The sequence below is a fragment of the Microbulbifer agarilyticus genome (assembly GCF_020171345.1).
GTDB classification, from domain to species: domain Bacteria; phylum Pseudomonadota; class Gammaproteobacteria; order Pseudomonadales; family Cellvibrionaceae; genus Microbulbifer; species Microbulbifer agarilyticus_D.
The window spans coordinates 379763-405969 of record NZ_JAIUZM010000002.1; the positions used below are offsets into that span (position 1 = coordinate 379763).

13 protein-coding genes are annotated in these 26207 nt (G+C 53.7%); 5 read left to right on the forward strand and 8 right to left on the reverse strand.

Features of this window, described 5'->3' with window-relative positions; genetic code table 11:
- Positions 1–98 precede the first annotated feature (98 nt).
- A complete protein-coding gene (locus LCM31_RS08860) occupies positions 99–1550 on the reverse strand; it encodes a phosphohexomutase domain-containing protein (protein ID WP_224869254.1) in 1452 nt (483 codons plus the stop codon).
- A 379-nt stretch (positions 1551–1929) separates the two neighbouring features.
- On the opposite strand from LCM31_RS08860, the gene LCM31_RS08865 reads away from it, so the two are divergent.
- From LCM31_RS08865 to LCM31_RS08885, 5 genes are all read left to right on the forward strand, one after another.
- On the forward strand, positions 1930–4188 hold the full coding sequence (locus LCM31_RS08865) for a carbohydrate binding domain-containing protein (protein ID WP_224869255.1): 2259 nt from the start codon (positions 1930–1932) through the stop codon (positions 4186–4188).
- Between the two features lie 65 nt (positions 4189–4253).
- On the forward strand, positions 4254–5810 hold the full coding sequence (locus tag LCM31_RS08870) for a sialate O-acetylesterase (RefSeq protein WP_224869257.1): 1557 nt from the start codon (positions 4254–4256) through the stop codon (positions 5808–5810).
- A gap of 96 nt (positions 5811–5906) precedes the next feature.
- Positions 5907–7340 (forward strand): SEL1-like repeat protein, encoded by a 1434-nt coding sequence (locus LCM31_RS08875; protein ID WP_224869259.1) that lies wholly within the window; start codon positions 5907–5909, stop codon positions 7338–7340.
- A gap of 143 nt (positions 7341–7483) precedes the next feature.
- Positions 7484–9787 (forward strand): TonB-dependent receptor, encoded by a 2304-nt coding sequence (locus LCM31_RS08880; protein ID WP_224869261.1) that lies wholly within the window; start codon positions 7484–7486, stop codon positions 9785–9787.
- A gap of 220 nt (positions 9788–10007) precedes the next feature.
- Complete coding sequence (locus tag LCM31_RS08885) at positions 10008–11435, forward strand: sulfatase (RefSeq protein ID WP_224869263.1); 1428 nt, start codon at positions 10008–10010, stop codon at positions 11433–11435.
- Positions 11436–11557: 122 nt separating this feature from the next.
- Here the strand turns inward: LCM31_RS08885 and LCM31_RS08890 are convergent, their stop codons facing one another.
- The 7 genes from LCM31_RS08890 to LCM31_RS08920 all read right to left on the reverse strand — a co-directional run bounded on the left by LCM31_RS08890 (position 11558) and on the right by LCM31_RS08920 (position 26202).
- Positions 11558–13885: a xanthine dehydrogenase family protein molybdopterin-binding subunit gene (locus LCM31_RS08890; RefSeq protein ID WP_224869265.1), complete on the reverse strand. Its 2328-nt coding sequence runs from the start codon at positions 13883–13885 to the stop codon at positions 11558–11560.
- Positions 13882–14382 carry a (2Fe-2S)-binding protein gene (locus tag LCM31_RS08895; RefSeq protein ID WP_224869266.1) on the reverse strand — a complete coding sequence of 167 codons (501 nt, stop codon included), beginning with the start codon at positions 14380–14382 and terminating at the stop codon, positions 13882–13884. The genes LCM31_RS08890 and LCM31_RS08895 overlap by 4 nt, the downstream gene beginning before the upstream one ends.
- A gap of 79 nt (positions 14383–14461) precedes the next feature.
- On the reverse strand, positions 14462–17365 hold the full coding sequence (locus tag LCM31_RS08900; RefSeq protein WP_224869268.1) for a glycoside hydrolase family 2 protein: 2904 nt from the start codon (positions 17363–17365) through the stop codon (positions 14462–14464).
- Positions 17366–17423: 58 nt separating this feature from the next.
- Positions 17424–19100, reverse strand: coding sequence for a sulfatase (locus tag LCM31_RS08905; protein ID WP_224869270.1), 1677 nt, complete (start codon positions 19098–19100; stop codon positions 17424–17426).
- Complete coding sequence (locus tag LCM31_RS08910; protein WP_224869272.1) at positions 19100–20680, reverse strand: sulfatase; 1581 nt, start codon at positions 20678–20680, stop codon at positions 19100–19102. The genes LCM31_RS08905 and LCM31_RS08910 overlap by 1 nt, the downstream gene beginning before the upstream one ends.
- A gap of 85 nt (positions 20681–20765) precedes the next feature.
- The gene (locus LCM31_RS08915; RefSeq protein ID WP_224869274.1) at positions 20766–24002 is read right to left on the reverse strand and encodes a glycoside hydrolase family 2 TIM barrel-domain containing protein; all 3237 of its coding nucleotides are present in this window, start codon (positions 24000–24002) and stop codon (positions 20766–20768) included.
- Positions 23992–26202 carry an alpha/beta hydrolase fold domain-containing protein gene (locus LCM31_RS08920; protein WP_224869276.1) on the reverse strand — a complete coding sequence of 737 codons (2211 nt, stop codon included), beginning with the start codon at positions 26200–26202 and terminating at the stop codon, positions 23992–23994. The genes LCM31_RS08915 and LCM31_RS08920 overlap by 11 nt, the downstream gene beginning before the upstream one ends.
- Positions 26203–26207: the final 5 nt, after the last annotated feature.

Here is a 26207-nt window from a genome sequence, read left to right on the forward strand (position 1 = left end):
TTTAGTGAAGTGTGTAAAGCGCTATTTTCCTCCTGTTAAGTGCTGGAAATTTCAAGGCGTTTCTCGTCAGAGAAACGCCGAGATGAGGTGGCTTGAACTTATGCCTCTGAGCTAGAGGCCTCTAATTCATGGATCGTTGTTTTTACGTCGCTTGTGACTTCGCTGAGGAGTGCTGTGCCTGCGGTTGTCTCAACATTAAGCCGTACCAGTGGTTCAGTGTTGGATTTACGCAAGTTAAATCGCCAGCTACCCATGTCCATGCCGATCCCGTCTGTTTCATCAATATCGCAGGCCTGTTTTTCATAGCGGTTGCGTACGGCAAGGAGGGTTTCGTCGGCATTTGAAACGGAGATGTTGATTTCGCCACTACAAGCGAATCTCTGTGTGCGGTCGCCAATCATCTCCGACAGTGTTTTACCGGTTTTGCTGAGCAGTTCGATGATTAGCAGCCAGGGAATCATGCCGCTGTCGCAGTAGGCAAAGTCACGGAAGTAGTGGTGTGCACTCATTTCACCGCCGTAAGCCGCATCCTGTTCGCGCATGATTTTCTTGATAAATGAGTGGCCGCAAACGCTTTGAATCGCCTCGCCCCCCAACTCGTGGCAAATGGCCTGTGTATTCCAGATGAGCCGTGGGTCGTGGACGATCTTTACTGGTGTATCCAGATCACTGTCGGTGGGTTGCTTGGATATAAGGGCTTCTGCAAGCACACCAACCAGGTAGTAGCCTTCGATGAACTCGCCTTTCTCACTAAAAAAGAAGCAGCGATCAAAGTCGCCATCCCACGCAAGGCCAAGGTCTGCTTTGTGGTCCAGTACGGCCTGTGCGGTTATCTGTTGTTGCTCCACCAGCATCGGGTTGGGGATTCCATTGGGAAAGCCGCCATTCGGTTCATGATTAATCTTGATGAGCTCCACGGGTAGAAATTGCTCAATTCCGTCCAGAGCGGGCCCCACCGCGCCGTTGCCCGCATTAACGACTATTTTCAACGGCTTTAGTGCGCCCACATCGATATACCCGAGCAGATGTTGCAGATATTCGGTGGCAAAGCTGGTACGAAAGTGGCCTGCGCAGTTGCTGCTATCCGGTACCGGGAGGGCTTGGTGCAGAATTAGGTTTTTAATCTCAGATAGGCCGTCGGCAGCGCTGATAGGCCTTGCACCTTCGCGCACGAGTTTTAGCCCGTTGTAGTCAATAGGGTTGTGGCTCGCGGTAACCATGATGCCACCGTCAAACGTCGTATCGGGCTCTGGTTCTGCAAAGGCCACTGCGTGATAGACCTCTTCGGTTCCACACAGGCCGATGTCGTAAACGTTGACGGCCTCATCACGAATTCCCTGACTCAGCGCGCTCTTTAGAGCGGCGGAGGTTATACGTACATCTGATCCCACCGCGATGTTTCGCGGGTTCAAGCCCTCAGAGCGCAGCCAGACGACATAGGCGCGGCCAACGTAGTAGGCGAGTGCCTCCGTTATTTCACTGCCCAAGCGGCCGCGAATGTCGTAGGCCTTGAAGGCGTTAGTGAAGCGATCATCAGGGTAAAGGTACATGCTGTTTACTCGGTTTCGTTGCCCCGAAGAGTGGGGGAGAATACTGTGGTAACGTTGTCATAATATTATCACGACAGGCTCCATGAGAGAGCAGCCTGTATGTACAAATAAACGCCAGATTGCATTTGTCTGGAGTGTTTTCGGGAGAAAATTCGTTAATATTCAGTAAATTAAGGGTTTTTCGGACTGGCGTGCGATTTTCCCTGGATTTGCTTTCCACGTCAGGGAGTAAATCATTCTCGCCAATTTTGCGGTAACGTTACCATTTTTATGTTGAAACCTGACATGGTAGCGATAAACTGCTCAACGCGCCGGCGATGATGCGCAGCGGTCAATAGACCGAAACCTGAATAACAATAATTTAGAAACGGTACCTCCTATGCAAAAGTACATTCCCGCACTCCTGGCTAGCTTGCTAGCCACTCCCCTTAGTGCCAATGCGGCAATCGACATCACTATTCAAGGCAATGCGCCACAACACACTGTGCACCCGATGATTCAGGGCCAGGGTTTGGTCTACTCGGAAGAGGCCGACCTGATTTACGCAGATGGCTCAATGGCACAACTATTCAAAGATGTCGGTGCCGGCTTCCTCCGCTGGCCCGGTGGTACGGTCACCACCATGTATCACTGGAACAATTTGAGTGGTGTTGGTTGGGTTGATAACTGGGATCCCGGCTATAACCCGGACAACAATGCCGCACCAACTGAGTACATGGATCTCGACGAGTACATGGCACTGACTGCAGCGGCGGGTACCGAGCCTATGCTGGGTATCAATATGAGCTCAGGTATAGAGTGGGATAGAGAAGAAGAGGCTCTGCAGGAAGCAACAGATATGATTGCTTACTGCCTCTCGAATGGTTTCGATGTGAAGTACTTTTACCTCGACAACGAAACCTACCATCATGGAAATGGATACAACAAAGACCGGGATGGCGACGGTGAAGCCTGGACCCCGGAAACCTATGCGCAACAGATCAATGTTTACGCGGCGGCAATCAAAGCCCTGGTGCCAGACGCGATTCTGATTGCCAACTGGACTGACAAAGTCCGTACAAATACGGGTGCCTATACCACGCTTATCAATGTTGCCGGTGACAATATCGACTATATCGATGTGCACTGGTACTGGAAATGGGGTACCTCCACCTGGGATGCCTGGAAGGCAAAGACCCCGATGGAAAACGAGACCGAGTGGTATGACGGCGGTACTTTTGTCGAGGAGATGGACTATTTCAATGACTTGACCGCGTCGCTGGGTAAACCGCATATCAAACTGGCGGCACTAGAGTGGAACATTGCACCTGGTGACCACAATACCAACCCGGATCATACGCCTTTTATGACTGCACTCATGGCATCGGAGATGCAAATGCAGTTTATTCAGGGCGGCCTTGAGCTGGGCGCAATGTGGACGACCCAGTGGGAAGGGAGCTCCCAGGCTGAATTTCAGTTTCTTGTGAACTCAGATGATGGCTACAACCCGGCGCCCATGGCGAAAGTGTTTGAACTCTACAAACATGCTATTGGTGGACAGGTTGTCAGTAGTTCTGCGAGTGATGGCAAGGTGCTTTCTGCGGCTGTTGTGAATGGCGATAGAGCGTATGTGTATCTGCTGAGTAAGAAAGACGCACAGGATAATGCTGAGATCACCCTCAATGGCTACGATGTTCTCTCTGTAGAAAATGCCTACCGCTTTGCCGATCCTGGCGTGATTTCTAATATCGGGTTGTGGCAAAACACTACGGGTGGCAATTATTTTGCCACTCTCAAGCCCAACACCCTGACGATGATCGAGTTGAACGTCGAGCGGGAGAGTACGCCAATGCCCAACTTGTTGACGAATGGCGATTTTGAGTCCGACCTGACGGGATGGGCGTTGTGGAATCAGCCCGTGATCACTACCGACGCGGCTTCCGGTAGCAAAGCAGTGAAGATGGTGGACAAGGGATCTTTGAATCAAACGGTATCCGTGCAGCCGAATACCACCTACATCGCGTCAGCACAACTTAAATCCAGCTCTGCGGCAGAGCGCATTGTGCTCGGTGTGAATGATGGTGCGGGCAATGGTATAGCGAGCACAGAAAGCTACGATGCAAATTACACCCGTAAGCACATCATATTTACGACTGACGCGGGGGCCAGTTCAGTAAGCGTCTACGCTTGGCAACCCCCGAGCAATAATGCGACCGCCTATGTAGATGATATTCGCCTGAAAGAATATGTCGTTCACATTGAGAATGGCGGCTTCGAAGATGGCCTGAATGAGTGGAACACCTGGAACCCGGTTAGCGTTACATCCACGGAAGCCTACTCAGGAAGCCAGGCGCTACAGTTAAATGGCAATGCCTCAGCTAATCAGTTCATACCCGTCGAGCCAAATACCCGCTACGTCATTACCGGCTATGCCAAGGTGGAAGACCCACACAACAGCAAAGTCGTACTAGGTGTGAAAAAGGCCGCTGACAATACCGTATTGGATAAGTTGGAAATCTACGATTCCAGTTATACCCAGCAGCAACTCACCTTTACCACGGATGCAGAAACAAACGAAATCAAGTTGTATTTCTGGCGTCCGAAGGCGGGCGTGGACGCTTCTCATCTGGACAGTCTGTCGATTGTCGAATTGCCTTAGTTGATCTAAGTCTCCCGGCCACCGTGCCGGGAGATGTAGATATCGGTTTGACTGAGAGAAATTCCATGCGTAGTAAACGGCTCTTTACAATCCGCTTCCGATTCTATTCAAAACTACTGGGTGCTCTTACCTTGCTCTTGGGTAGCCTTGCACCCCTGAGCAACGCATACGCCGAAGTAAAGTTGGCCAAGCTTTTCTCTGACTCAATGGTGATTCAAAGGGGGCAGCCTTTTAATCTCTGGGGGACAGCGGCTGCGGGTGAGGGTATTAAAGTCGTATTTAATGGCCGTAGTTATAGCGCCCAGGCAAATGGTCAGGGTCGATGGCTGGTCACCTTGCCGGCGCAATCCGCATCTACCGGCCAGACCATCGAAATTCATGCAAGCAATTCTCTGGCTCTTTCCGATGTTGCGTTTGGTGATGTTTTCCTGGCGGGTGGGCAGTCCAATATGGAATATAAGCTTGACCAGGTGATCAGCCGCTTTCCAGAAGAAAAAACATTAGATCACTACCCGGATGTACGCCACTTTGACGTTGCCAGGCATTACGATTTTTCGGGCCCGCAATCGGATATCAACGGCGGTCAGTGGGCGAAAGCTGGAAAGGATACGGTCGGCCGATTTTCTGCTGTGGGTTGGTTTTTTGCCAAGGATCTCAGTGAGCGAGTTGGGGTCCCCATTGGCGTCATTTCGTCGAATGTCGGCGCTACACCGATTGAATCCTGGATGAGTTTAGAAGCGCTGCAAGCCTTCCCTGAAGCGCAGGCAATGGCTTACAAATTGTCCAATGAGACTTCCCGCATGGCTCTGCGAGCAGAGTACGCGCAGCAGCGAAAGAGCTGGCTTCGCAAAAATCCAAACCAGAAATTGCCGTGGCTAATAAAGCACAGTACCAGCCTGGACTTTAAGCCGACAGGTTTCTACAACGCAATGATCGCTCCGTTACAGCCGATGAAGTTTGCTGGCGTCATTTGGTATCAGGGTGAGGGTAATACCAAAGACCCGAAGGGATATTCCGATAAGTTTAGGGGCTTAATTGGATTATGGCGCGAATATTTCGCGCAACCCAAATTGCCGTTTATGTTTGTGCAGCTTGCCAATTTTCAGAAGCCCGATATGCAGCCGGCTGAAAGCCGCTGGGCGGAGCTGCGTGCCCAGCAGGCTGAAGTTTTCTCTACCGTAGATTACACATCCATGGCACTCGCGATCGACGTTGGTGAGCGCCATGATATCCACCCCAAAGATAAGAAAACCGTGGGCGAGCGCCTCGCGCTGGGCGCACGGCATTGGGTATATGGGGAGCCCGGGGTGGATTATGTAAGTCCTATGGTGTCGGACGCCCGGGCTTCTGGCGCTCGGGTGGTCATTAACTTTGACTACATCGGCGAAGGTTTGACAGTGCGTGGTGACCGGTTATCAGGATTCGCGATTGCCGGTGAAGATGAGAAATACGTGTGGGCGAAAGCGTCACTGCAGGATAACGAGGTCACGGTATGGAGTGACTCGGTTAGAAAACCGAAGCATGTCCGCTATGCCTGGGCAACAAATCCTGAGGGTGCAAACCTGTATAGCATTTCCGGGCTGCCCGCTGTGCCATTTTCCGTCGAAATAGAGCGGTATTGAGATTTCACAAATATGAAAGAAGGTTTTATGTCGTTTAGGTGCAATAGATCGAGTCTTTGTCTTTCATTAGCCCTGTTGCTGTCCAGCGAGGCCAGTATGGCAAGCCCGGTGAACTTATCGGCAGCAGCGGACGAACAATTTGCAAATGAAAACTTTGAATTTGCGATGGAGACCTACACAGAGTTGGCTGCGTCGGATGATCCGAAGGCCTATTACCAGCTCGGAGTGATGCATTACAAGGGGTTGGGCGTAAAGGTGGACGAGCTCCAGGCATTGGTCTGGTTTTCCCTCGCTGCCGGGCACCAGTACCAGAACGCGAACGAGCTCGTGGAAAAGCTGACAAGCCAAATGGATCCGTCTCACCTGGAGGGGCTCGAGATTCTGGTGCAGCGCGCAAAGTTGAATGCAGTAAAGCAACCGCTGTTTAAGCAGAATCGCCCACAGTTGAGTCAGGGCAGGCTGGCGACAAAAATTGAATTCGGTGATTACGAGAGTCTGGAAGCGGTTGAGCTAGAACTTAACCTGACCGATGAATACAGCAACTTCGGCTTGGGATATGTTGGCTCGGAAGATCCTCTGCAAGGGTTTGATGGCGACAACTCGCTGGGTACAAATGAGGGCATATTTGGCGGGTTCCCATTTTTTCTCGTTGCCGAGTACGACGTCGCTATCGATGGCTCGGTACGTAATATTTCAGCACTTCAATCAGGTGGCAGTACCGCAGCAGGGGTGCGCGACCTGTCACTGAATACCATGCCTATCCCAACGTTTGAAGGTGCACCCGTGCACTTTTTCAGCCGCACGCATATGGGCATTGCCGGCTACAACAAGTACCGCATTCGGAATGAATACCGATTTTTCTATCGGAACGTGAAGGACCTGGTGGAGAAATACCGGCAGGCAGATTCCGCTGAGGGCCGGTACAACCTGGCTATGGCTTTAATGTATTTCCCGTGGGTTGAGCGCGAAGCCGGTGCTGTGGGCGAGGCCCTTGCGTCGTCTGCGCAAGACGGGTACCCGCCGGCCATGTATGAACACGGCGCAAAGCTGTACCGGGAGCAACAAGACCCAGAGCAGGCTGTGAACTGGATATACAAGGCGGCAGCAAAGGGCGTTACTGCAGCTCAGTATCGGCTTGGGCGTATGTTGATAGATAGCCCGTGGGTCGTTGCGGATGAAGGCAAGGCATTGTTTTGGCTGGGCGAGGCGGCCAGCGATGGGCATGTTGCCGCGCAGCTGAAGCAGGCGGATCTTAAATTGTTCGCGCGCGATAGCCAGCACATTGACGTCGTCGGTGCCGTTGAATTGCTGGCCAGTATCGCAGCCAAGCAAATGGAAAACCCCGAGTATCACTACCTGAAAGCCATGACCCATTTCAAAAAGCAACCGCGTGAAATGCCCAAGACCCTCCTGCACATACGGCGCGCGATCGACTTGGGGCACGACCTGAATTGGGATGTATCAGAATGGGAAGATTTACTGATGGGTTGGACCGGTGAAGGCTATATCACCACAGAAGAGTGGGACTAGCCTCTGGATTCCACGAAATATTTGAATACTTCGAAAGAATAAATGCGCCTGCATGAGGTTGCTCGCAATGCGTTTCTGGGGTCAGTGAGCAGACGAGTACAGGTAATACAAAAGAGGTAACTAGAATGAAAAGGAGAGTCACAATGAGCAATGGTAATGTAAGGCGTTTTCGTCGCGCCGGTGTCGGAGGGTTTGCACTGAGTACCCTAGTGCTGGCCTGCGGCGCTGTCGCCGACGAGAATGGCGAGTATGGTCTGGAGGAGGTGACGGTCACTGCCCAGAAGCGGGAGGCGTCGATCCAGGATGTGCCGGTTTCGGTTTCCGCCACCACCGGTCAGGCCTTGGAAGATGCGGGCCTGAGCGATATGTCTGCGCTCGGCGAGTTGATTCCAACCTTGAACATTAATTCCTCGGATGAAGATCGGGTTTCTACCGTCACCATTCGCGGCATCGGGTCGAGCCAGACCGCGAGCGGCATTGAACCCAGTACATCCATCATGTACGACGGCGAAGTCTTTGCACGCTCAGCGGCGATTAATGGCGACCTCGCGGATATCGAGAGGGTTGAAGTGCTGCGCGGACCCCAGGGCACCCTGTTTGGTAAAAATTCCTCTACCGGTGTTATTCATTTTGTTACCAAGCGCCCGGATTTCGAAGAGACTGGTGGCTATGTTTCCGTCCAGGCCGGCGAGTATGGCCAGTCGTTGACCAAGGCGGCCGTAACTGGGCCCATCAACGACAAATTTGCCTATCGCATAAATGCCTACAACAAGCAGTCGGATGGGCACGTGGAGAATGCGGGGGGTGACAACCTGGGTAAACTGGACGCCAATGGCGTACGGGCGCAGCTCGCGTGGAACCCCACGGATAACACCGAGCTTCTGTTCCGCGTTGACCACAGCAAGAAAGACAGCACCGGTGGCGCTGTAGTATTACTGCAGCGACCGGACAAAGATCGTGAGATAACCAACGCCGGTCTCTTGAGTTTGATCGATGAGTTTGGCCTGGATACCCAGTGGGGTACAAACACAGCCAACTACGATCTCAATTCCAAGTGGAGCACCCTGGAGAGCACGGGCTTCTCCATGGAAGCGACGGTTAACCTGAATGATCATCGCCTCGTATATCAGGCATTTACACGCGACTGGGAGCTGAATGAGTCTACCTCTGTAGATCTCACGCCGGTCCAGCTCGAGTCTGTGGTGTTTGGTGGCCCCAATATTTTTGACACCCAGCAGCACGAGCTGCGCATCGAATCCCCGAGCTACGACAAGTGGGACTACCTGGCTGGTGTCTTCTATTACAAGCAGGATTCCGAGCGCCTGGGTGCAAACGACCGCTGCAAAAATATCGTACATGCAGGAACCAGTTGGGACCCGGAGACCTACGAGCTCACCAGCTGTGCCGATAGTCAGGTTCTCGACTTTACCTTCGATACCTCTATTGATTTGACCAACATTGGCGCCTACGCGCATGTGAACTTCCGCCCAACGGATAACAGCACGTTATTTGCCGGTCTGCGTCATGTCTACGAAGAGTCCACCATTGATTACGAGGGCGGCGCAAAAGCACTGCCGTATACCGTACATGACACGGACGACACAGCGCTGATCTATAAGTTTGGTGGCCAGTACAACCTCACCGATGAAGCCATGGTCTACGCCAGCTTCACGACAGGTTACAAGGGTAGGGCGTGGTACAACTCCGGCGGCGTTTCCGCAGATGACCTCGCCGCGGTGTTGGACCCGGAGGAGTCTACCCAGGCGGAAATGGGCATCAAGTCCGATTGGCTGGACAACCGCCTGCGCCTCAATGCAAGCCTGTTCTCATTGGAGATTGAAGGCTTCCAGGAGCGCGTGCAGGAGTTTGACGAGGGTATTGGCTCCTATGTTAACCGCTACATCAACTCTGGTACCGTCAAGTCCGAGGGTGTGGAGCTGGATGCGGAATGGGCAGCACTGGAGAACCTGACTCTGAAAAGCAGCATCGTATACATGGATGCGCGCTATGAGGAAATGGGGGATAACGTCATTGCCTGCCCAGTATCGACATTTGCGGCGTGTGAAAACAACAAACTGAATATTGAAGGCATGCCGATGCTGAACGCACCGGAATTGTCCTACAACATTCAGGGCAAGTACTGGTTTGAGCTGCCGGGTAACAATGAGGGTTTTGTTGCGTTGAATTATCGCTGGAAGGACGAAGAAAACTTCGACTTCAAACACCACCCCGCCTACACCCATCCGGCCTACGGCTTACTCAACCTGAGCGCCGGTGTTGACCTGGCAGAAAGTAAGTACCAGCTGCGCCTGTTCGGCAAGAACCTGACCGACGAAGTGCACTACGGTGGCCTCAAAAACAAGGGTGTACACGGCGGCGGTATGTTCGCGAATGTCCCCGTTGATTTTGAACGCACCTTTGGTGCCAGTGTGCGGATTTCGTTTTAGTGGTAGTACAAATGCATTCCTAGGCCTTCAGTAGTCCTAGTCGATGGGCATCGCTCAGACCGTATGTGGGGCGATGTCCTGTTTTTTTTACTGTTTATTTATAGCTATCGAATGATCACCATTGATGTTCGTGTAAAGCGCAATTGGTATGGATGATGGTCATGTCTCATGAGTGTCTCACTAAGCGACCTTTAAATTTTTCTAAGGCATATGAGTGAATATGAATCGCTTGGTTTTATGGGCATTGGCTATTGCTCTGCTTTTTGCACAGGCACTGAGCGCCAAAGAAAACCAGCCACTTAATGTCGTGTTTATTATTGCCGATGATTTAAGAATGAGTATCGGCGCCTATGGCGATGAATTCGCAAAGACGCCCAATATTGATGCGTTGGCCAACGAGAGTGTGCGCTTTAATCACGCCTACGTACAATTTGCCAGTTGCAATGCTTCAAGATCCTCAATGCTCACAGGCAAATACCCAGATACCATTGGTGTTTGGCGATTAAATACGCATTTTCGCAAAACTACACCTGATGTTGTAACTCTGCCTCAACATTTTAAGCGTAATGGATATCATACTGAATCCATTGGTAAGGTCTTTCACAACTACGCCAATATTACCGATCCGGCTTCCTGGTCAGTACCCGCGCGCCTAGATCAAGCGTCGCATTTTACCGATTACGTGATGCCAGAGAGTCTAGCACCAGGTAAAAAGAAAGGCGTTGCAACGGAGGTAGGGGAGTCGGCGGTAAATCAATATGTTGATGACAAAATAACAGCGGATGCAGTGGCTACGCTGAAGCGCTTAAAAGATACGCGTACACCGTTCTTTTTAGCGATTGGCTTTATGAAACCCCACTCGCCATTTAATGCTCCTAAGCGTTTTTGGGATATTTACAACGCAGATCATTTTCAGACATTAGGCGAGGCGTCAAAGTCTGAGCAGGTACCCGCGATTAATTGGTTTGATTACAAAGAGCTTCGCACGCTAAGCGATCTTCCTGAGCGTAAATCGTTTAGCGAAGCACAGCAAAAACACCTAGTGCATGGCTATTATGCTGCCACCAGTTACTTAGATGACAACTTAGGCCAAGTGATTCAAGCGCTAAAGGCCAATCAGCTATATGACAATTCGCTAATTGTTTTTGCCTCCGATCATGGCTATCACCTAGGGGAAAATAGCCATTGGACTAAAGCCACCGTCCGCGAATTGGATGCCCAAGTGCCATTATTGGTGAAACTGCCGGGCAACCAGGGCGCCATTAGCAATGCGCTAATCGAGTATGTGGATTTATATCCAACCTTGTCTGAGTTCGCGGGTATTGGATTGCCCGCCAATGTGGATGGCAAAAGCTTTCACGACGTTTTACAACAACCTCATTTACCACATCGAACGCTAGCCCTATCACAGGCTGCAAGACCATGGCCGAGCAATAAGCCTGTGCGGCAGATGGGCTATTCCATTCGCACCGATACGTATCGATATACCCGTTGGGTTGATGTAAAGACGCGAAGAACGCTAGCGGAAGAGGTTTATCGAATTAACGAGGATCGGCTGCAGCGTAGGAATCTTATTGAAACGCTAGGGCGTGGAGAGTTAAATTTCTTGCGGGGGGCTTTGGCGAAGAAATTAGGCGTTGGTGTGTAGTGGTTAACTATTTCCGGACAGTAAGTTAAGTTTTTCCTCAGTCGGTCTGGCGCCTGCAGTGCCCCTTCCGCTCCCTGGGAGGGGCTTTTATTTTTTATGAATCGAATATATCGAATACTATTTTAGATTACTTTAAATCCTTCTTTACTAATCGGCATGGTACGAATCCGCTTACCGGTGGCATCGAAGATGGCGTTGGTGACCGCGGCTGCCAGGGGCGGGAATGCGGGTTCGCCTAATCCCGTTGGGGGATATTGGGTGGAGAGCCAATGTACCTCGATCTTTGGCTGTGCAGGCATCCGCAGAAGCGGGTAGGTATCGAAATTCGATTGCTGTACAGCGCCGTTTTCAAAGCTGATTTCCTGTCCTGCGAGCACGCTGAGTGCGTCTGTCACGGAACCTTCCACCTGGTTCACTCCGGCACTTTTGTTCAGCAGCATACCCACGTCACCGGCTACAACTACACGGTCTACTTTCACGTTATTTTGTTCGTCGACGGTTACCTCGGCTACCTGGGCAAAGTATCCCAGATGGCTGAAATAGAAGGAGAGGCCGCGGCCTTGCCCATCTTTTTGTGGGCGGCCCCAGTCACCGTTCTTTGCGGCCAGTTTGACGACATCGATGGCGCGCTCGGTATTGAAATCCCCGGCTCGCCGTCTGCCCGTCCAGCGCGGTGCGCCGAACTGTTCCAGCAGGAATTCCAGGTGGTCCCGCTCTGCCGCTACTGCCAGCTCGTGAATAAAGCTCTGGTAGACCCAGGCCAGTGAGCAGGACACGGGTGCCCGCCACCAACCGGTGGGCACTTGTAGGGGGAGTGGGTGGGCCTCAATGCTTAGGTTGGGGATTTCCGGGCACTGCAGGTTGCCTGAGCTGGCATTACCTGCGCGCACAGGCCGGCTGTCGTCGGCGTCCTTTGGGTAGAAGGTGATAGTTCGGTCGCGCAGACCGGTGAGTGTACCCTCGGCGTTCAGCGCACCGGTGAGTTTGTGGAACCCTCCCACCCGGTAGAAATCATGGGCGGTATCCGCCTCCCGGTTCCACATTAACTTGATGGGCGCCTTGGTACGGTAGGCAATAGCGGCTGCCTCACAGGCGTAATCGTTCATCAGGCGCCGGCCAAAGCCGCCACCGATGCGGCATTGTGTCACGGTGATGTCTTCGGCAGGAATACCTACGGCGGAAGACACGAGTCCGGGAATAGACTGCGGTGTCTGAGAGGGTGCCCAGATGTCCATTTTCCCATTGCGGTACCAGGCCGTGCAGTTTTGCGGTTCAAGATTGGCGTGCGCAAGGAATGGGTAAGTGTAATAACCGCTGACGGTTTTGTGGGCCGTAGCGAGAGCCTTGTCAACACTGCCCTTGCTCTTCTTCGCCGCGCCGGGCTTGTCGGTGAGCGCGCTGGCTTTTTGCTGGATATCTTCCCATGAGTCGGTTGCGGCGCTACTCAGATCCCACTCTACCCGCAGCGCCTTTGCGGCCTGAAATGCTTCGTAAGTGGATTTGGTGACAATGGCAACGCCGGAAAGTAGCTCGGTTTGTATGCCGTTCCCCTCGATCACGAAGGCGTCTACTACACCCGGTAGCGCTTTAATTTCCTGCAGGTTTGCCTGCTTTACGCCGCCGCCGAACTGCGGGCACTTGGTGTAAGTTGCGTAGAGTTGGCCGGGGAGCTTCTGGTCAATACCAAACAGGGGCTTGCCGGTAACCAGAGAGTGGTTGTCTACCCCGGGTACGAAGGTGCCCAGCAGCTTGTAGTCACTGCGTTTTTTCAACGGCACCTTTTTGCCGTTGGGTACCGGCAGCTCTGCTGCTGTGCCGGCCAGTTCGGCGTAACTGAGTTTGCGGTTGTTTTCGCGGTTTACGATAAAACCCTGATCGGCAAAGCACTGTGCTTTGCTCACGCCCCATGTTTTCGCCGCGGCAGCAATCAGCATTTCCCTGGCGACGGCTCCTGCCTGGCGCAGTGGACGCCAGTTGCGCGGTGTCGACTGGGAGCCACCGGCGGATTGCCGGCCGAAGCGTTTGGCATCGATGTCGGACTGGATCACGCTGACGGATTCCCAGGGGGCTTCCAGTTCTTCGGCAATGATCATCGGCAACGTCGTTTTTACCCCTTGCCCAATCTCCGGGTTCTTTGCGGCAATGACGATGGTGCCATCAGGCTTTATCTGGATGTAGGCATTCGGGGTAAAGACGTTCGAGGTAAAGGCGGTGTCGGTAGACGCTTCTGTGCCTTTTGGTGCGGCCAGTGTGCGCGGTGCACCGCTGAGGGCGAAACCCAGAACAAGGCCGCCACCGACAATACCTGTCAGCTTCAGGAAGTTCCGCCGGGGCATAAATGTCTCAGCCTCGTCGGTGATCTCCGCCGGTGCCCGGTTAATGCGTTCCACAAACTCCGCCGGCATGTCCACATCGGGGATCAGGTCATCGATTTCGGAGTACTCGCTCATTCTCCGGTACCTCCTGGTACTGAGTTCTCTGCCGCAGTATGAATCGCCTGGCGAATACGCTTGTAGGTCCCGCAGCGGCAAAGGTTGCCGGCCATGGCATTGTCGATATCCGCATCGGATGGATTCGGATTTGCTTTTAATAGTGCCGCGGCGGTCATAATTTGTCCGGCCTGGCAGTAACCACATTGTGGTGTATCGGAGGCGATCCAGGCGTCCTGCAGTGGATGGAGCTGTTCATTGCCACTGTCATCCGTCTCTGCAAGGCCTTCGATTGTGGTGATCTCTTGCCCGGCAACGGCGGAGATGGGCAACAGGCAGGAGCGCATGGCGTTGCCATTAAAATGCACGGTGCAGGCGCCACAGAGGCCGCGCCCGCAGCCAAACTTGGTGCCGACCATATCCAGACGGTCCCGTAGTACCCATAGCAGTGGGGTGTTGGGGTCAAGATCGTCAACCTCGCGATCTTCCCCATTCAGTACGAAATTAATGGCTGTCATAGCGGTGCTAACACTCCGAGCTTTCTGTTTTGTAATGTTCTTATTTATCCGCACGTAACCATGCTTTTTACTCGGCTGGTTACTCTTGCCCGTAAAATCCAATCAAATTGTTGGTAATGACATCGGCAACCGGGTCTTTGCCGATGTGTGGAATCAGATCCAGCGTACTTAAAACAATTCTGCCTTTGCCGGTAGGGACTTCAGACAGGTCGCTTCCCGTCCACACATCGCCGGTACCCTGGTAATGTCGTTTCATTAACGTCATATCCGGGAAGTTGTCATTGGCAACCACCGTAACCAGCGAGGTGTGGGGCAGGTCTACCATGGAGAATTTGGCCCGTACATTTTCGTAGGCTCCATACATGGCCTGGTTTTGTGGCAGGCCGTCAAATATTGGATGCTGGCCAACCACGTGGGACATGCCGCCCCACAGTCCACTTGAAGCCTTTATGTTCACCTCTACCGGTAGATACTTGCTGGTCCCTTTGCTCAGTACGCCGTGGTTCCACTTCGGCCGTTGCATCGGGAATTGCAAATAGACCACCGTGCCGCCGCGACGGGCAAAGGCATTCAGTTGATCGCGAATGGCTGTCTGCTCGTCACCCTCGCGATCTGCCATGGCCACAAGGACGGGTGTGGTGAGATCTGTGTCTTTGCCGAAAGGCTGGTGCTGGATGGCGTATTTGTTCAGAAACGGCATCACACGTCCGGTTTGATCGACAATGGCAACGGGGGCCGTGGCCGGTGCCTGCACGGCAAATACATCAAAGCCATGACGATTGCGGGCGACCGTTTTTCCGTTGTGGGTGATGGTCGCAGTAATCTGGTAACTGCCTTTGAGTTGCTCAGTCGGCAGGCGGTGCTCGAACAGTTGGCTCACTGCCCGGGCATACTCCACGGATTCTTCCGTGCGCCAGACGGTATTGCCGCTGGCATCGGTGACGTCGATGGTGAGCGTCCCTTCGATTGCGCTAAGGTCGTTGATGCCGGTCACCTGCAGGTCGATGGTATCGCCCTGATAGGCATTGCGTGGGAAGGTACGGATAGAAAGGATACGGGGCTGGTTTGCGGCCTGGGTAAAGTCGAAAACGGCCCCTTTGGGATTGCGCCACAGGTCGAGAATGCCGGCACCCATAATCCAGTCTCCGCCGGTAAGGGCGTGTACGCAGTAGCCGGTGATGTTCGGGTTGGCCCGGGTGGCCTCGATCATGCGCGCATTGGCGAGGCCGTGAATGTGTTGCTGCTCGCGATAGAACGCCTGCGGTGAGGCGTATACATGGGACAGCTGGCCGGTGATCACTTCCGACAGCTGTTCGCCCAGCTGTTTGTGGTAGCGGGTAGCGGGCAATATTGGGTTGCCTTCACGTTCAAATCGCGCGTTTACCGGGTCGAAGTCCACGTAACTTCCGTAACCCAGCTCCGACACGAAACTGGTGACCCCGGGCTTCAGGTTGTGGCCGATGGGCTTGCCCTGGATGCCCAGCTGCTTGCGCGCCTCCGCGGTATGGCCCACACCGAGGAATTTGTCATACCAGGCATTCGTCATGTTGGGGCCCGGATAGGTGTGTACATCATTGAAGTAGGTGAATTCACGAGAGCGGGGCAGGTATACCTTGGCGCCGAAGGCCCAGCCACCGGATTCATCCAGGATCAGGCGGCTCGGGTCGGTATCCCGGGCCATCATCGCGGTTTCTGCCATCATTTGCTTGAGGATTGGGCGGCGTAGCTCGTTGAACAGCTCCCACATCACGATGCTCGCGTGGTTGCGGTCGCGGGCAATGGTCTGCTCGATCTCGAACAGAACTCGGCGCGGCAGGTCCGGGGTGTCTACCGGCAAATCCATACATTCCAGTGCCGGGGAGCCAATGACCATCACGCCCATTTCATCGGCCAGGTCCAGCCATTCTGGCGGCGGTGGGCGGCGCCAGGGGCGGATCATATTGAAGCCCGCTTCCTTGGCCATGCGGATCTCCTTGCGCGCCAGCTCGAGGTCCGCGGGCGCGGCGACCCCAACCGGGTAGATGCCTTCAAGGAAGACCGCTTTGACATAGATGTCTTCGCCGTTGAGCTGGAAGCGGTTGTTGTTGATGCTGAACTCGCGGAAACCGAAGCGCTCGGTTACCGAATGACTGAGTACCCCATTGCGGGAGATGTTGGCGGTTACCGTGTAGAGGTTCGGTGTATCCGGTGACCAGCGTTTTGCTTTTGGGACGTCGATTGCTGTATTCAGCTGGCTCTTGCCCGGTTGCGTGCGGTGCTCAAGGCGTGTCTTGCCGACGATGCGGTTGGAACCAAACTCCCGCACCACCAGCTCAATGTCATCGCGGTGATAGTGCTCGTCGTAGTTGACCAGCGACAATGCAACCAGCGCGCGATCGGTGGCCATCTCCGGGCTGACAAACAGGTCGTCGATAAATGCCTTGTCGGAGGCTTCCAAATGCACGGACTGCCAGATACCGCCGGTAATACCACCGCGCCATTGCGGCGTTTCCATGGCACCCACGCCATCGATGACTTTATCGGTATCGAGCAGGATGGGGCCGACTACCCGCAGGGTCAGTACATTGCGTTCGCCGGCTTTGAGTAGTGCATCTACGCGGAAGGAGAAGGGGGTAAAGCCACCTTCGTGCACGCCGACCACCTGATCATTCAGATACACCTCTGCGCGATAGTTAACAGCATCAAAATGCAGGTGAACGATCTTGTCCTGCCATGTTTCACTGATGTCGAAACCTTTGCGATAGACGGCGACACCTTCATAGTCGCGCTCGATACGCTCCCACACACTGGGCACCTGAATGCTGCGTACGTCTGCGTGCCGCTCGAAATTTTCATTGAGGTGAAGTTTTCCCGCACGGCTTTTCCCAGCGTCATCAAACAGAATTTGCCATTCGCCATCCAGAGAAAGGGTATTGGGGGACAATTGCTCTGCATGAGCAGGTAGAACAATCATCATTACGCATACAAGCAGGCGCCAGTACATGGTGGGTTCTCCAGGGATCTATCCCGTTGTTATGTTTGTTATCTGTCAGGGCGAAGTGCTAAGACCGGTTCGTGTTGATCAATGCGAACATCTGTTGCTTGAGGTCTTCCCGTACCGCTTGATAGTCGTGCTCGCCGGCCAGGTTATGCCATTCATTGGGATCGCTGCGGTGGTGATACAGCTCTTCGCGGCCATTGGGGTAGCGGATGTAGCGGCAGTCTTCCGTGCGATAGCTGTAGGTTTGCTGCCACACGTATTCCTGGGGGAGGTCGGCAATAATCTTGATGTGCCAGGGCACTTGCCGGTTAAAACGCACACCCAGGCCCTCGATAGGCTGGTTGATCTCTGCACCGAGCACGGTCAGGGCACCTTGTGGCCCGCTCCAGAGAGTCTTTGGGTCACGGTCGAGCAGTGGTAGCAGGCTATGGCCGCCTACCGGGCCGGCACCAGCACGTTTGGAGTGGCTCCCTTCGAGCGCAAACAGTGCCCTGAATGTAGGGAAAATATCGATCAGGGAAACTGGCTGTTGAATGCTCTGGCCCGCAGCTGTCAGGCCAGGCACTTTCCACAGCATCGGTATGCGGGTGCTTTCCTCCCACGGAGAATTCTTATAGAGAAAGTTCTTCTCACCGAATTGCCAGCCGTGGTCACTGGTCAACACGACCGTCGTATTGTCGCGGAAGCGAGACTGTTCGAGTGCGTGCAGAACCTTGCCGACCTGCTCATCCATAAAGGTGATACAGGCCAGATAAGCCTGGATAACCCGGCGCAACCCCTCGTTGTCTTCACCATAGGATGCCTTTAGTGCGTTGAAATAATGAAAGCCGATATGGTCTGGTGGGTAGTGGCTTTGGAAGAAGGTATCCTCCAGGTCACCGCCCTTGATTGGAGGGAGTTGGATTTCGTCGAGGGGGTACAGGTCAAAAAAACGTTTGGGCGCATACAGCGGTGTGTGTGGCCGTACAAAGCCAACCCCGAGAAAAAAGGGCTGTGCGCTATCACTTTGATCCAACTGACGAATTTGTTCGCTCGCCCAAACCGCGTGGGCCTCGTCCGGGAGCAGGTCGCGGTCTGTCTCATTGACATAACGAAATGGCAGGCGTGGGAAGCCCCAACCAGTGTGAGTGCTTTCCGTTGCGCTACCGGAGAATTCCGGTACATCGTTCAGCGGCGCAAATGAGCCGTCTACGATATTGATGCTGCGGAAGGGCTCCGGGACCGAGGGGTGCCCGGTGATACGGGTACCATCGAATGCGTGGGGGCCGTAGTTCAAGCGCTCCGGTACGCCCCATTTATCCCAAAGATTTTTGATGTTGTTGTGCAGAAGCTTGCCGGTGCCCAGCAACTGGTAGCCGTTTTCCCGGAACAGGTGCAGAAAGGTTTTGTTGTTCCGCAAAACAAACTGCTGGTCCATACGGGTCCAGCCAAAGTCCCTGGAGTCGTGCGGGTACACGCCGGTGAACAGGCTACTGCGGGATTGGGAGCACACTGGTACGTTGGTATAGGCGTGTTTGAACTGCACCGATTGGCGGGCGAGCTGATCGATATTTGGGGTTTGTACCTGGGGGTGCCCCCCCATGCTTGCAATATAGTCGTTCAGGTCGTCGACCAGAATGAACAGGACATTCTGCCGGGGCTCTTGCAGTGGCGCCGCCGCCACGTTCGCGGGCAGGATGGCAACCAGAACAAGTACAGCGAGCAACCCCCGAATAGTCGACACTGCTGCGATACTCACTATCGGGCGTCCGCGGTTTGCGCCAACAGGTTCGCCTTCAGGCTGGCTTTTTGTGTTGCATAGTCAGCATCATCGGCGAGATTGTGGTGCTCCTGCGGGTCCATTCGGTTGTGGTACAACTCTTCTTTGCCATTGCCGTACAGGATGTAGCGCCAGTCGCGATTGCGCAGGGAAAAATTCGGCTTCCCTTTGTCTGTTTTCACTACGGTAAGTGCAGTTCGCGGTCGGGTTTCTGTGCCATTCATCAGCGGAACCAGGCTGAGCCCGTTAAGCTCGCCACCAGCAGGGCTTTTTTTGTTGTCCCCCTTTAACCCTGCGAGGTCTTTAAAGGTCGGGTACAGATCGATCAGACTAACGGCTGCATCGACTTTTTGCCCGCCCTTCATGCGCGGATCAAACACGATTAGCGGAACGCGGGTGGAGCGCTCCCAGAGGTTGTTTTTAAACAGGTTATCTTTTTCGCCCAGGTTGTAACCGTGGTCACTGGTAAACACAACCACCGTGTTGTCCGCAAAGCGGCTTTCTGCGAGCGCGACCATTACTTTGCCGAGCTGTTCATCCATAAACGAAACACTGGCCAGATACGCCTGGTAATACCGCTTCAACGCGGTTTCTTTATCCGGAAAGGATTCCATCAGCAAGCGGTAGTGTTTACGGCCCTTGGATTCTTTCGCGCCGAAGATACTTTCAAAGTGGGTGTCCTGGTCATCGCCCTCGAGTAGTTCTGGCAGGCGAATGGTGTCCAGTGGGTATTGCTCAAAAAAACGATCCGGCACAACCAGTGGCGTATGCGGCCGGATAAAACCGAGGCTGATAAAAAACGGCTTGTCGAGGCCGTCGTTGTCAAAAGCGCGAATCTTGTCTGCCGCCCACTGTGCGTACATCTCGTCGGGCAGCGGGTCGTGGTTATTCTCATCGGTGTACTGGAAGGGCTTTTTGAAACCGCCGTAGTACCAGCCTTCGTGCCCAGGCTTTCCGTTGCCGGGCTTTACGTGAGGAACGTTGGACAGGCGGGCAAAGGTTGAATCCAGCGGGCCGACCAGTTTTCCGTAGGGTGCCGGAACACCGGGGTGCTGTGTGACCTTCTCTCCGTTAAATGCCAGTGGTGTGTAGTCTGGTCGAATGTCGTATTCGTCCCAGGCACTGGGCCATTGATGGTGCATCACCTTGCCGGCGCCCGTGGTGTGGTAGCCCTGTTCCGACAGGAACTCCATCAGGGTTTTTGACTGATTGAGTACGGGGTTTTTGCGCCAATTATTAAAGTTGTAGTGCCCGGAACGGTGAGGGTAGATGCCGGACAGGAAACTGGCTCGGGATGGGCTGCAAACGGGGGCATTGGAATGTGCGTTGGTAAACAGTGTCCCTTGATTGGCGAGCTTATCGATATTCGGTGTGTGAACGCCCGTTTCACTGTTCATTACACCGATAAAATCATTCTGGTCGTCTGCCACTACGAACAGGAAATTGGGTTTTTCAGCCTCTGCGCTGGCGGTTGCCGAAAATAGTGTGAAGAGGGCGATGCGGCTGAAATGACGGATACGACTGGTATGCAAGAGTGCCGCGAGACGTTGCTTAATCACGCTAGAAATTCCCGTTCAAAGTGGGTTGGAGTGGAACACAACAGGGGCCGCCAAACCGGCAGCCCCTGAGACGTGATCGCGAAGCTTATAGCTTGTTGTGAGTACCAATTTCAATCACGTGTTCGTCACCGAAGACTGGCGCCTGGCTAATCGGGCTGAGCAGGAACGAGTAGCTGTAATTTTGTGCGGGCAGTTGGTATTTCTCCCACGCAATCGCCCCCCAGCTATTGTCACCGCCAACACCAGTCTGCTTGTAGTCCACGTTCACGTTGACCAGGTCGCGTTTGACGATGTCGGTGTAGTGGCGCTGGGCCTTTTCAATACCGGGGTCAAAATCGCTCAGTGGCTGGTGGTGGGCACTGAAATCAAAGGATGGGGTTCCCGAAATCTTCAGGCCAATGCCGGCACTGTTGGTCAGTGCGGCCCAGCGCAAATCACTGCGGTTACCGTTTTCCTGTGGGCGAATATAGTCATAGGCCAGATCTTCTACGACACCCTGATAGATGCCGATAAACGAAGAGGTCTTGCGGTCCCAGTAGTTTTCGTGGGGGCCGCGGCCATAGTAGGTGACCTGATCAAACTCAACCGGCATCTGGAAGTTGGAGCCGATACGGGGAATCGAGCTGTACTGCTTGCCTTCGCTCTTGCCACCTTCAAAGCGGAAGCTGACGTCTACCTTGACTTCACCTTTGCCGTTAATGGTATAGCGGTAGTCGGCGAATGATTCGGCATCTACCAGTTCAACCTGCTGCTCCAGAACGACCAGATTCGGTTCTGAAGCAATAACCTTGATGCCGTTGGCAGACTGGTTCAGGGTAGCGTCTTTCCAGGCCTTGGCGCGCTGTACAAAGTTATTTTTCTTACCACCGAAATCGTTATCGGTAGGCGCGCGCCACAGGTTGAACTTCAGCGGCTCTTTCACCAGCTCAGTTTCCTGGAACTGGTAAGAGGCAAGGTAGCCCGATGGATCGAAGGTGAGAATGGCATCGCCGGCGGTCACCGTGGTTGCCTCGTCGGATTGTGCCAAAGCCACTTCGCCGGCCGTATCCTGATCGAATACCATTTCGTTACCTTCTTGCAGCAAGAACTGTTCGCTGGCTAGCAGATGTCCCTGCGCAATCAGTGGTTGCTCGTTTTTGGCGCGGGCGTAGAAGTTAATAAAGTATTCGGCACCGGCTTCAAGAGTGGGCAGAGCCTTGTTCAGGCTGAAGGCCTGACTAGACTGTGGGCCTGCGGCAACCTCGACTGGGCCGGTGCCAACCACTTGTCCATCCTTGATCAGTCGCCATTCGACGGAAAGATCAGAAGAGTCCGCGAAGAAGCGCTCGTTGTATAGGGCGAACTCGGCGTTACCCTGCCAGGAGAAGTGGAGCTCCTGGTAGACTTTTTTCACTTCGAACAGGCCGGGATGCGGTGTGCGGTCCGGGTTTACCAGGCCGTTCAGTACAAAGTTACCATCGTTGTACACACCCTCCGGTTCGAAGTCGCCGCCGTAGCCCCAGAACTCGTTGCCCTGTTCGTCTTTTTTGAGCAGGCCCTGGTCCATCCAGTCCCAGATAAATCCGCCCTGTACCTGGCGCTCACTGCGCACCAGGTCCCAGTACTCTTTAAAGTTACCGGTACTGTTGCCCATTGCGTGAGAGTATTCCGACCAGAAGAACGGACGGTTGGGGTACTGATTCAAATATTCTTTTTCAATGCGGTCCATCTGCGCATACATCCAGGTAACTGCGTCCTGGTGGGGGCGAGTGTCCTTGGTGTATTTGGATTTTTGCTCGGCGCGTTCGTACATGGTCAGGCGCGAGTCGTCCCGCTGTTTGATCCAGTCGTAGCCCTTCACATAATTGATACCGTCGCCGGCCTCATTGCCCATGGACCAGAAAATAACGGACGGATGGTTTTTGTCGCGCTCAACCATGCGCTCCAGACGGTCCAGATGCATGCCTTCAAATTCGGGCTTGTTTGCCGGGGTGTCTTTTGGTGCATAGTGGAAGCCGTGGGATTCGATATTGGCCTCGTTCACCACGTACAGACCGTATTTGTCGGCCAGATGGTAGAAGTAGGGATCGTTCGGGTAGTGCGAGGTGCGCACCGCATTGATGTTGTGCTCCTTCAGCATCTTCACATCGGCGAGCATGTCCTCACGGGAAACCACGTGGCCCGTCCGATCATCGTGCTCGTGTCGGTTTACCCCTTTGAACAGGATCGGCTCACCATTTACCAGGAACTGGCCATCCCGCAGCTCGATAGAGCGGAAGCCAACAGATTCGCCGATGTACTGGGTGGCGTTGCCATTTTCGTACTCGGTGGCAATCGTCAGCTGGTAGAGGTTCGGGGTTTCTGCGGACCAGCGTTTTACGTCTGGAATTTCGACCAGTTCATTGATGGTGAGTTCTTCACCGGCAAGCAGGATTGCCTTTTGCTCGCGGGAGGCGACTTGCTGGCCCTGGTCATCGGTCAGTTGGATCGTGACCTTTACGGACTGGGCAGAAGACGCTTTGTTGGCGATATCCACCGCAAGGTCCAGCACACCATTCTGGTAATCGTCGCTCAAGCGAGTTTTGGCAAAGAAATCGCGTACGTAGGTATTTTCGGTCGCGTGTAGATAGACATCTCGCTCGATGCCGCTCACGCGCCAGAAGTCCTGGTCTTCCAGGTAGCTGCCGTCGCTGTGGCGAATGACCTTCACCGCCATGACATTCTCGCCGGAGGTCAGGTATTGGGTGATGTTGAACTCCGCTGGTGTTTTGGAGCCTTCGCTATAGCCCACTTCCTGGCCATTGATCCACAGGAAGAATGCCGAATTCACACCGCCAAAGTGTATAAACACCTGCTTTTCATCCCAGCCTTCGGGGATGGAGAAGGTGTTGCGATAAACCCCGGTCGGGTTGTCATCCTGCGGTACAAACGGCGGGTTTTTCGGGAAGGGGTATTCGATATTGGTATAGATCGGATAGTCATACCCGTGCATCTGCCAGTTGGCCGGTACTGGGAGGCGATCCCAGGCGGAAGAATCGTAGTCCGTTTTGTAGAAGCCAGCGGGAACGGCTGCGGGATTGGGAGACCACAAGAACTCCCAATCGCCATTCAGCAATTGGTAGTAGGGTGAACTGGAATAGTCGTCGCCAGCGACCTTGTCGGCACTGTCGTAATTGATGAACGTAGCGTGGGGCTTTTCCGTGTTGACACGGTACACACTCAGGTCTTGCCAGTACTCCGCCGGTGCTTCGGCTTTGGCGATACCTACATTTTTCTCATCCGTGCATGCCGAGAGGGCAATGAGGCCGGGAAGGGTGGCCACTAGCAATTTTTTATATTTCATTTTTCTTCCGTTCTATCATCTCGAGGGCTTTTGCCTTCAAGTTTTCCAGGTTAAATGGTTCAGGTTGCTCGAAACTATTCTTTTGCGGGTCCGCGTTCACAACCGGTTTGGAAAATTGATTGTTGCGGATCTCTATATCAGTGACTTCGCGTAAATCAATTTTCAAATCGCCTTCAAAGTAAATCTGGTTATTCTCAAAAAGGGTTTTGCGTGGCCAGGCCTTTCCCCAGTCGTCCATTGCAATAAGGGTGTTATCAACGCCCTCTGGCTTGCTGGGCACAATAATGATGTTGTCGTAGATGCGGGTGTTATCAATTGGCCCGGTCAAATGGAAGGTGGGCGAGAACACACCGCGATGAGTGGGGTAGGGGCGAATGCCGTCATTGATACTGACGTTGCCACGAATAATGGTACCGATGGTACCGATATTGATGTCTTGCTTGTATTTGAAGCCGTTGTTGCAGACCAACAAGAAGCCACCGTAGTTATCGTGACTGTAGTTGTATTGAATGATGGTGCCGATGGAGTTGAAGTCCGAGTCGTAGCCCTGTCCATCCCATTTCGCCTTGTGCCCACTGACCTCGTTAAACTGGATAACGGTATTGTCTGAGCTCCAGGGCCAGATACCGGCAGCGGCATCGCCTTCGGGAAGAATATCCGGGAAGTCCCGCAGGGTATTGCCTTCAATCAGTGCGCCATCACTGCCGATTACCACAATGCCATCACCGGGCACCTGCTCAATGAGGTTGTCTTTTATTTTTACCTGTAAGTTGGGGAACCAATGATCGCGGCTGGCATTGGATAGGAAATTGATGCCATTGCGTGTTGTATGGTGAATGTGATTACCGGTAATTTTTAGACCGACAAAACGCGACGGAACTTGTTTGCCCTGATTGCGAATAAGGATGCCACTACCGCCACCCTTCTTCTTTTCCAGTACACCGTTTACGTCGTAAATTTCTAGGCCTTTCAGCTCGATATTGTGCAGTTCACCGATATCCTCAGCACTCACAATCACACCGCGGCGGCGCGGTGCGGGCCTTTTGCCTTTGTTGGTGATGGCGAGATTGTTCACTTGCCAGTGTTCGACATTGTGCAGCAGTAGGGTGTGCGGTTTTTTTCCTTCGCCGTGGATCAGCGGCTTGGCGCCTTGGCCATAGCGGTCAATCACAATCGGATTCAGCGCGTTGCCGCTGCCCTTGGGCTCCAGCGCCCCATAGTAAACAGTGCCCGCCTTGAACAGGATACGGTCACCGGCGCTGAACTGCTGGTGATTGACCTTCTTCAGTGACGCCCAGGCCTGTTCAGGTGACAAACCAGAGTGACGGTCGCTGCCAGACTCCGCATCGATATAAAATGCCCGCCCCTGTACTTCGGCGTCGAGGAACCCCTGTGCAACCAGGAATTGCTCCATTTCCGCGAGGGTTTCGGTGTATTTGACTTCATTGAAAAAGCCATGTGGCTGGTTTTTGTAGACAACCGTTTTGCGGTAACTGCCCACCTGCTGCATGCGCTCATCGAATTTCATTGCCGAGCGCACGCTTATGGCCGTGTCGTTTTCACCGAACAGTCCAAGAGTGGGTGGGGTGCTCGAAGTCACATTGTGCAGGGGGGAGAAGTCCTGCCAGTAGCTCTGTACGCGCTGGTGTCCGTAACCGCCGGGGCCGTTGTCGAATACAGGGTTAAACAGTACCAATGCCTGCGGGTAGTGGCTGATTGTTTTGTCGTCACTAGCCTCTTCGATGGTTGTTGCAGTGCCGGTGGCCGCTGCAACGTGACCTCCGGCAGAGCCACCGCCCGCAGCAATTTTATCCGGGTTGATACCGAGTTCAGCTGCGTGAGCACGCACCCAGCGAATCGCGGACTTGCCATCTTTCAGGCTCTCTTTCGGGGTGGTGCCGTGTTTATTTGACAGGCGATACTCTGCGCTGATCGCAACCATGCCTTTTTCCGCAAGGTACTGGCTCTGCCGATAGAACTGGCTGGGGTGCCCCTTGCGCCAACCGCCTCCATGAAAAAATACCATGGCCGGGCGCTGGTCACTAGGCTTGTGCTTTTCCGGATAGAAAATATGGAGTGAAAGGTCTACGTCGCCGATCTGCTTGTAAACAATCTTTTCAGATGGCTCTGCCTGCACGCTACCGCAGAGGGCCAGCAGGGCCATTAAAGTAAACAATGTGTGCAGGCTAGTTTTCATCATGATGT

Bases quoted from the DNA above. Each gene is read 5' to 3' on its own strand.
- LCM31_RS08860 (WP_224869254.1), bottom strand. From the start codon at position 1,550: ATGTACCTTTACCCTGATGATCGCTTCACTAACGCCTTCAAGGCCTAC.
- LCM31_RS08865 (WP_224869255.1), top strand. From the start codon at position 1,930: ATGCAAAAGTACATTCCCGCACTCCTGGCTAGCTTGCTAGCCACTCCC.
- LCM31_RS08870 (WP_224869257.1), top strand. From the start codon at position 4,254: ATGCGTAGTAAACGGCTCTTTACAATCCGCTTCCGATTCTATTCAAAA.
- LCM31_RS08875 (WP_224869259.1), top strand. From the start codon at position 5,907: ATGGCAAGCCCGGTGAACTTATCGGCAGCAGCGGACGAACAATTTGCA.
- LCM31_RS08880 (WP_224869261.1), top strand. From the start codon at position 7,484: ATGAGCAATGGTAATGTAAGGCGTTTTCGTCGCGCCGGTGTCGGAGGG.
- LCM31_RS08885 (WP_224869263.1), top strand. From the start codon at position 10,008: ATGAATCGCTTGGTTTTATGGGCATTGGCTATTGCTCTGCTTTTTGCA.
- LCM31_RS08890 (WP_224869265.1), bottom strand. From the start codon at position 13,885: ATGAGCGAGTACTCCGAAATCGATGACCTGATCCCCGATGTGGACATG.
- LCM31_RS08895 (WP_224869266.1), bottom strand. From the start codon at position 14,382: ATGACAGCCATTAATTTCGTACTGAATGGGGAAGATCGCGAGGTTGAC.
- LCM31_RS08900 (WP_224869268.1), bottom strand. From the start codon at position 17,365: ATGTACTGGCGCCTGCTTGTATGCGTAATGATGATTGTTCTACCTGCT.
- LCM31_RS08915 (WP_224869274.1), bottom strand. From the start codon at position 24,002: ATGAAATATAAAAAATTGCTAGTGGCCACCCTTCCCGGCCTCATTGCC.
- LCM31_RS08920 (WP_224869276.1), bottom strand. From the start codon at position 26,202: ATGATGAAAACTAGCCTGCACACATTGTTTACTTTAATGGCCCTGCTG.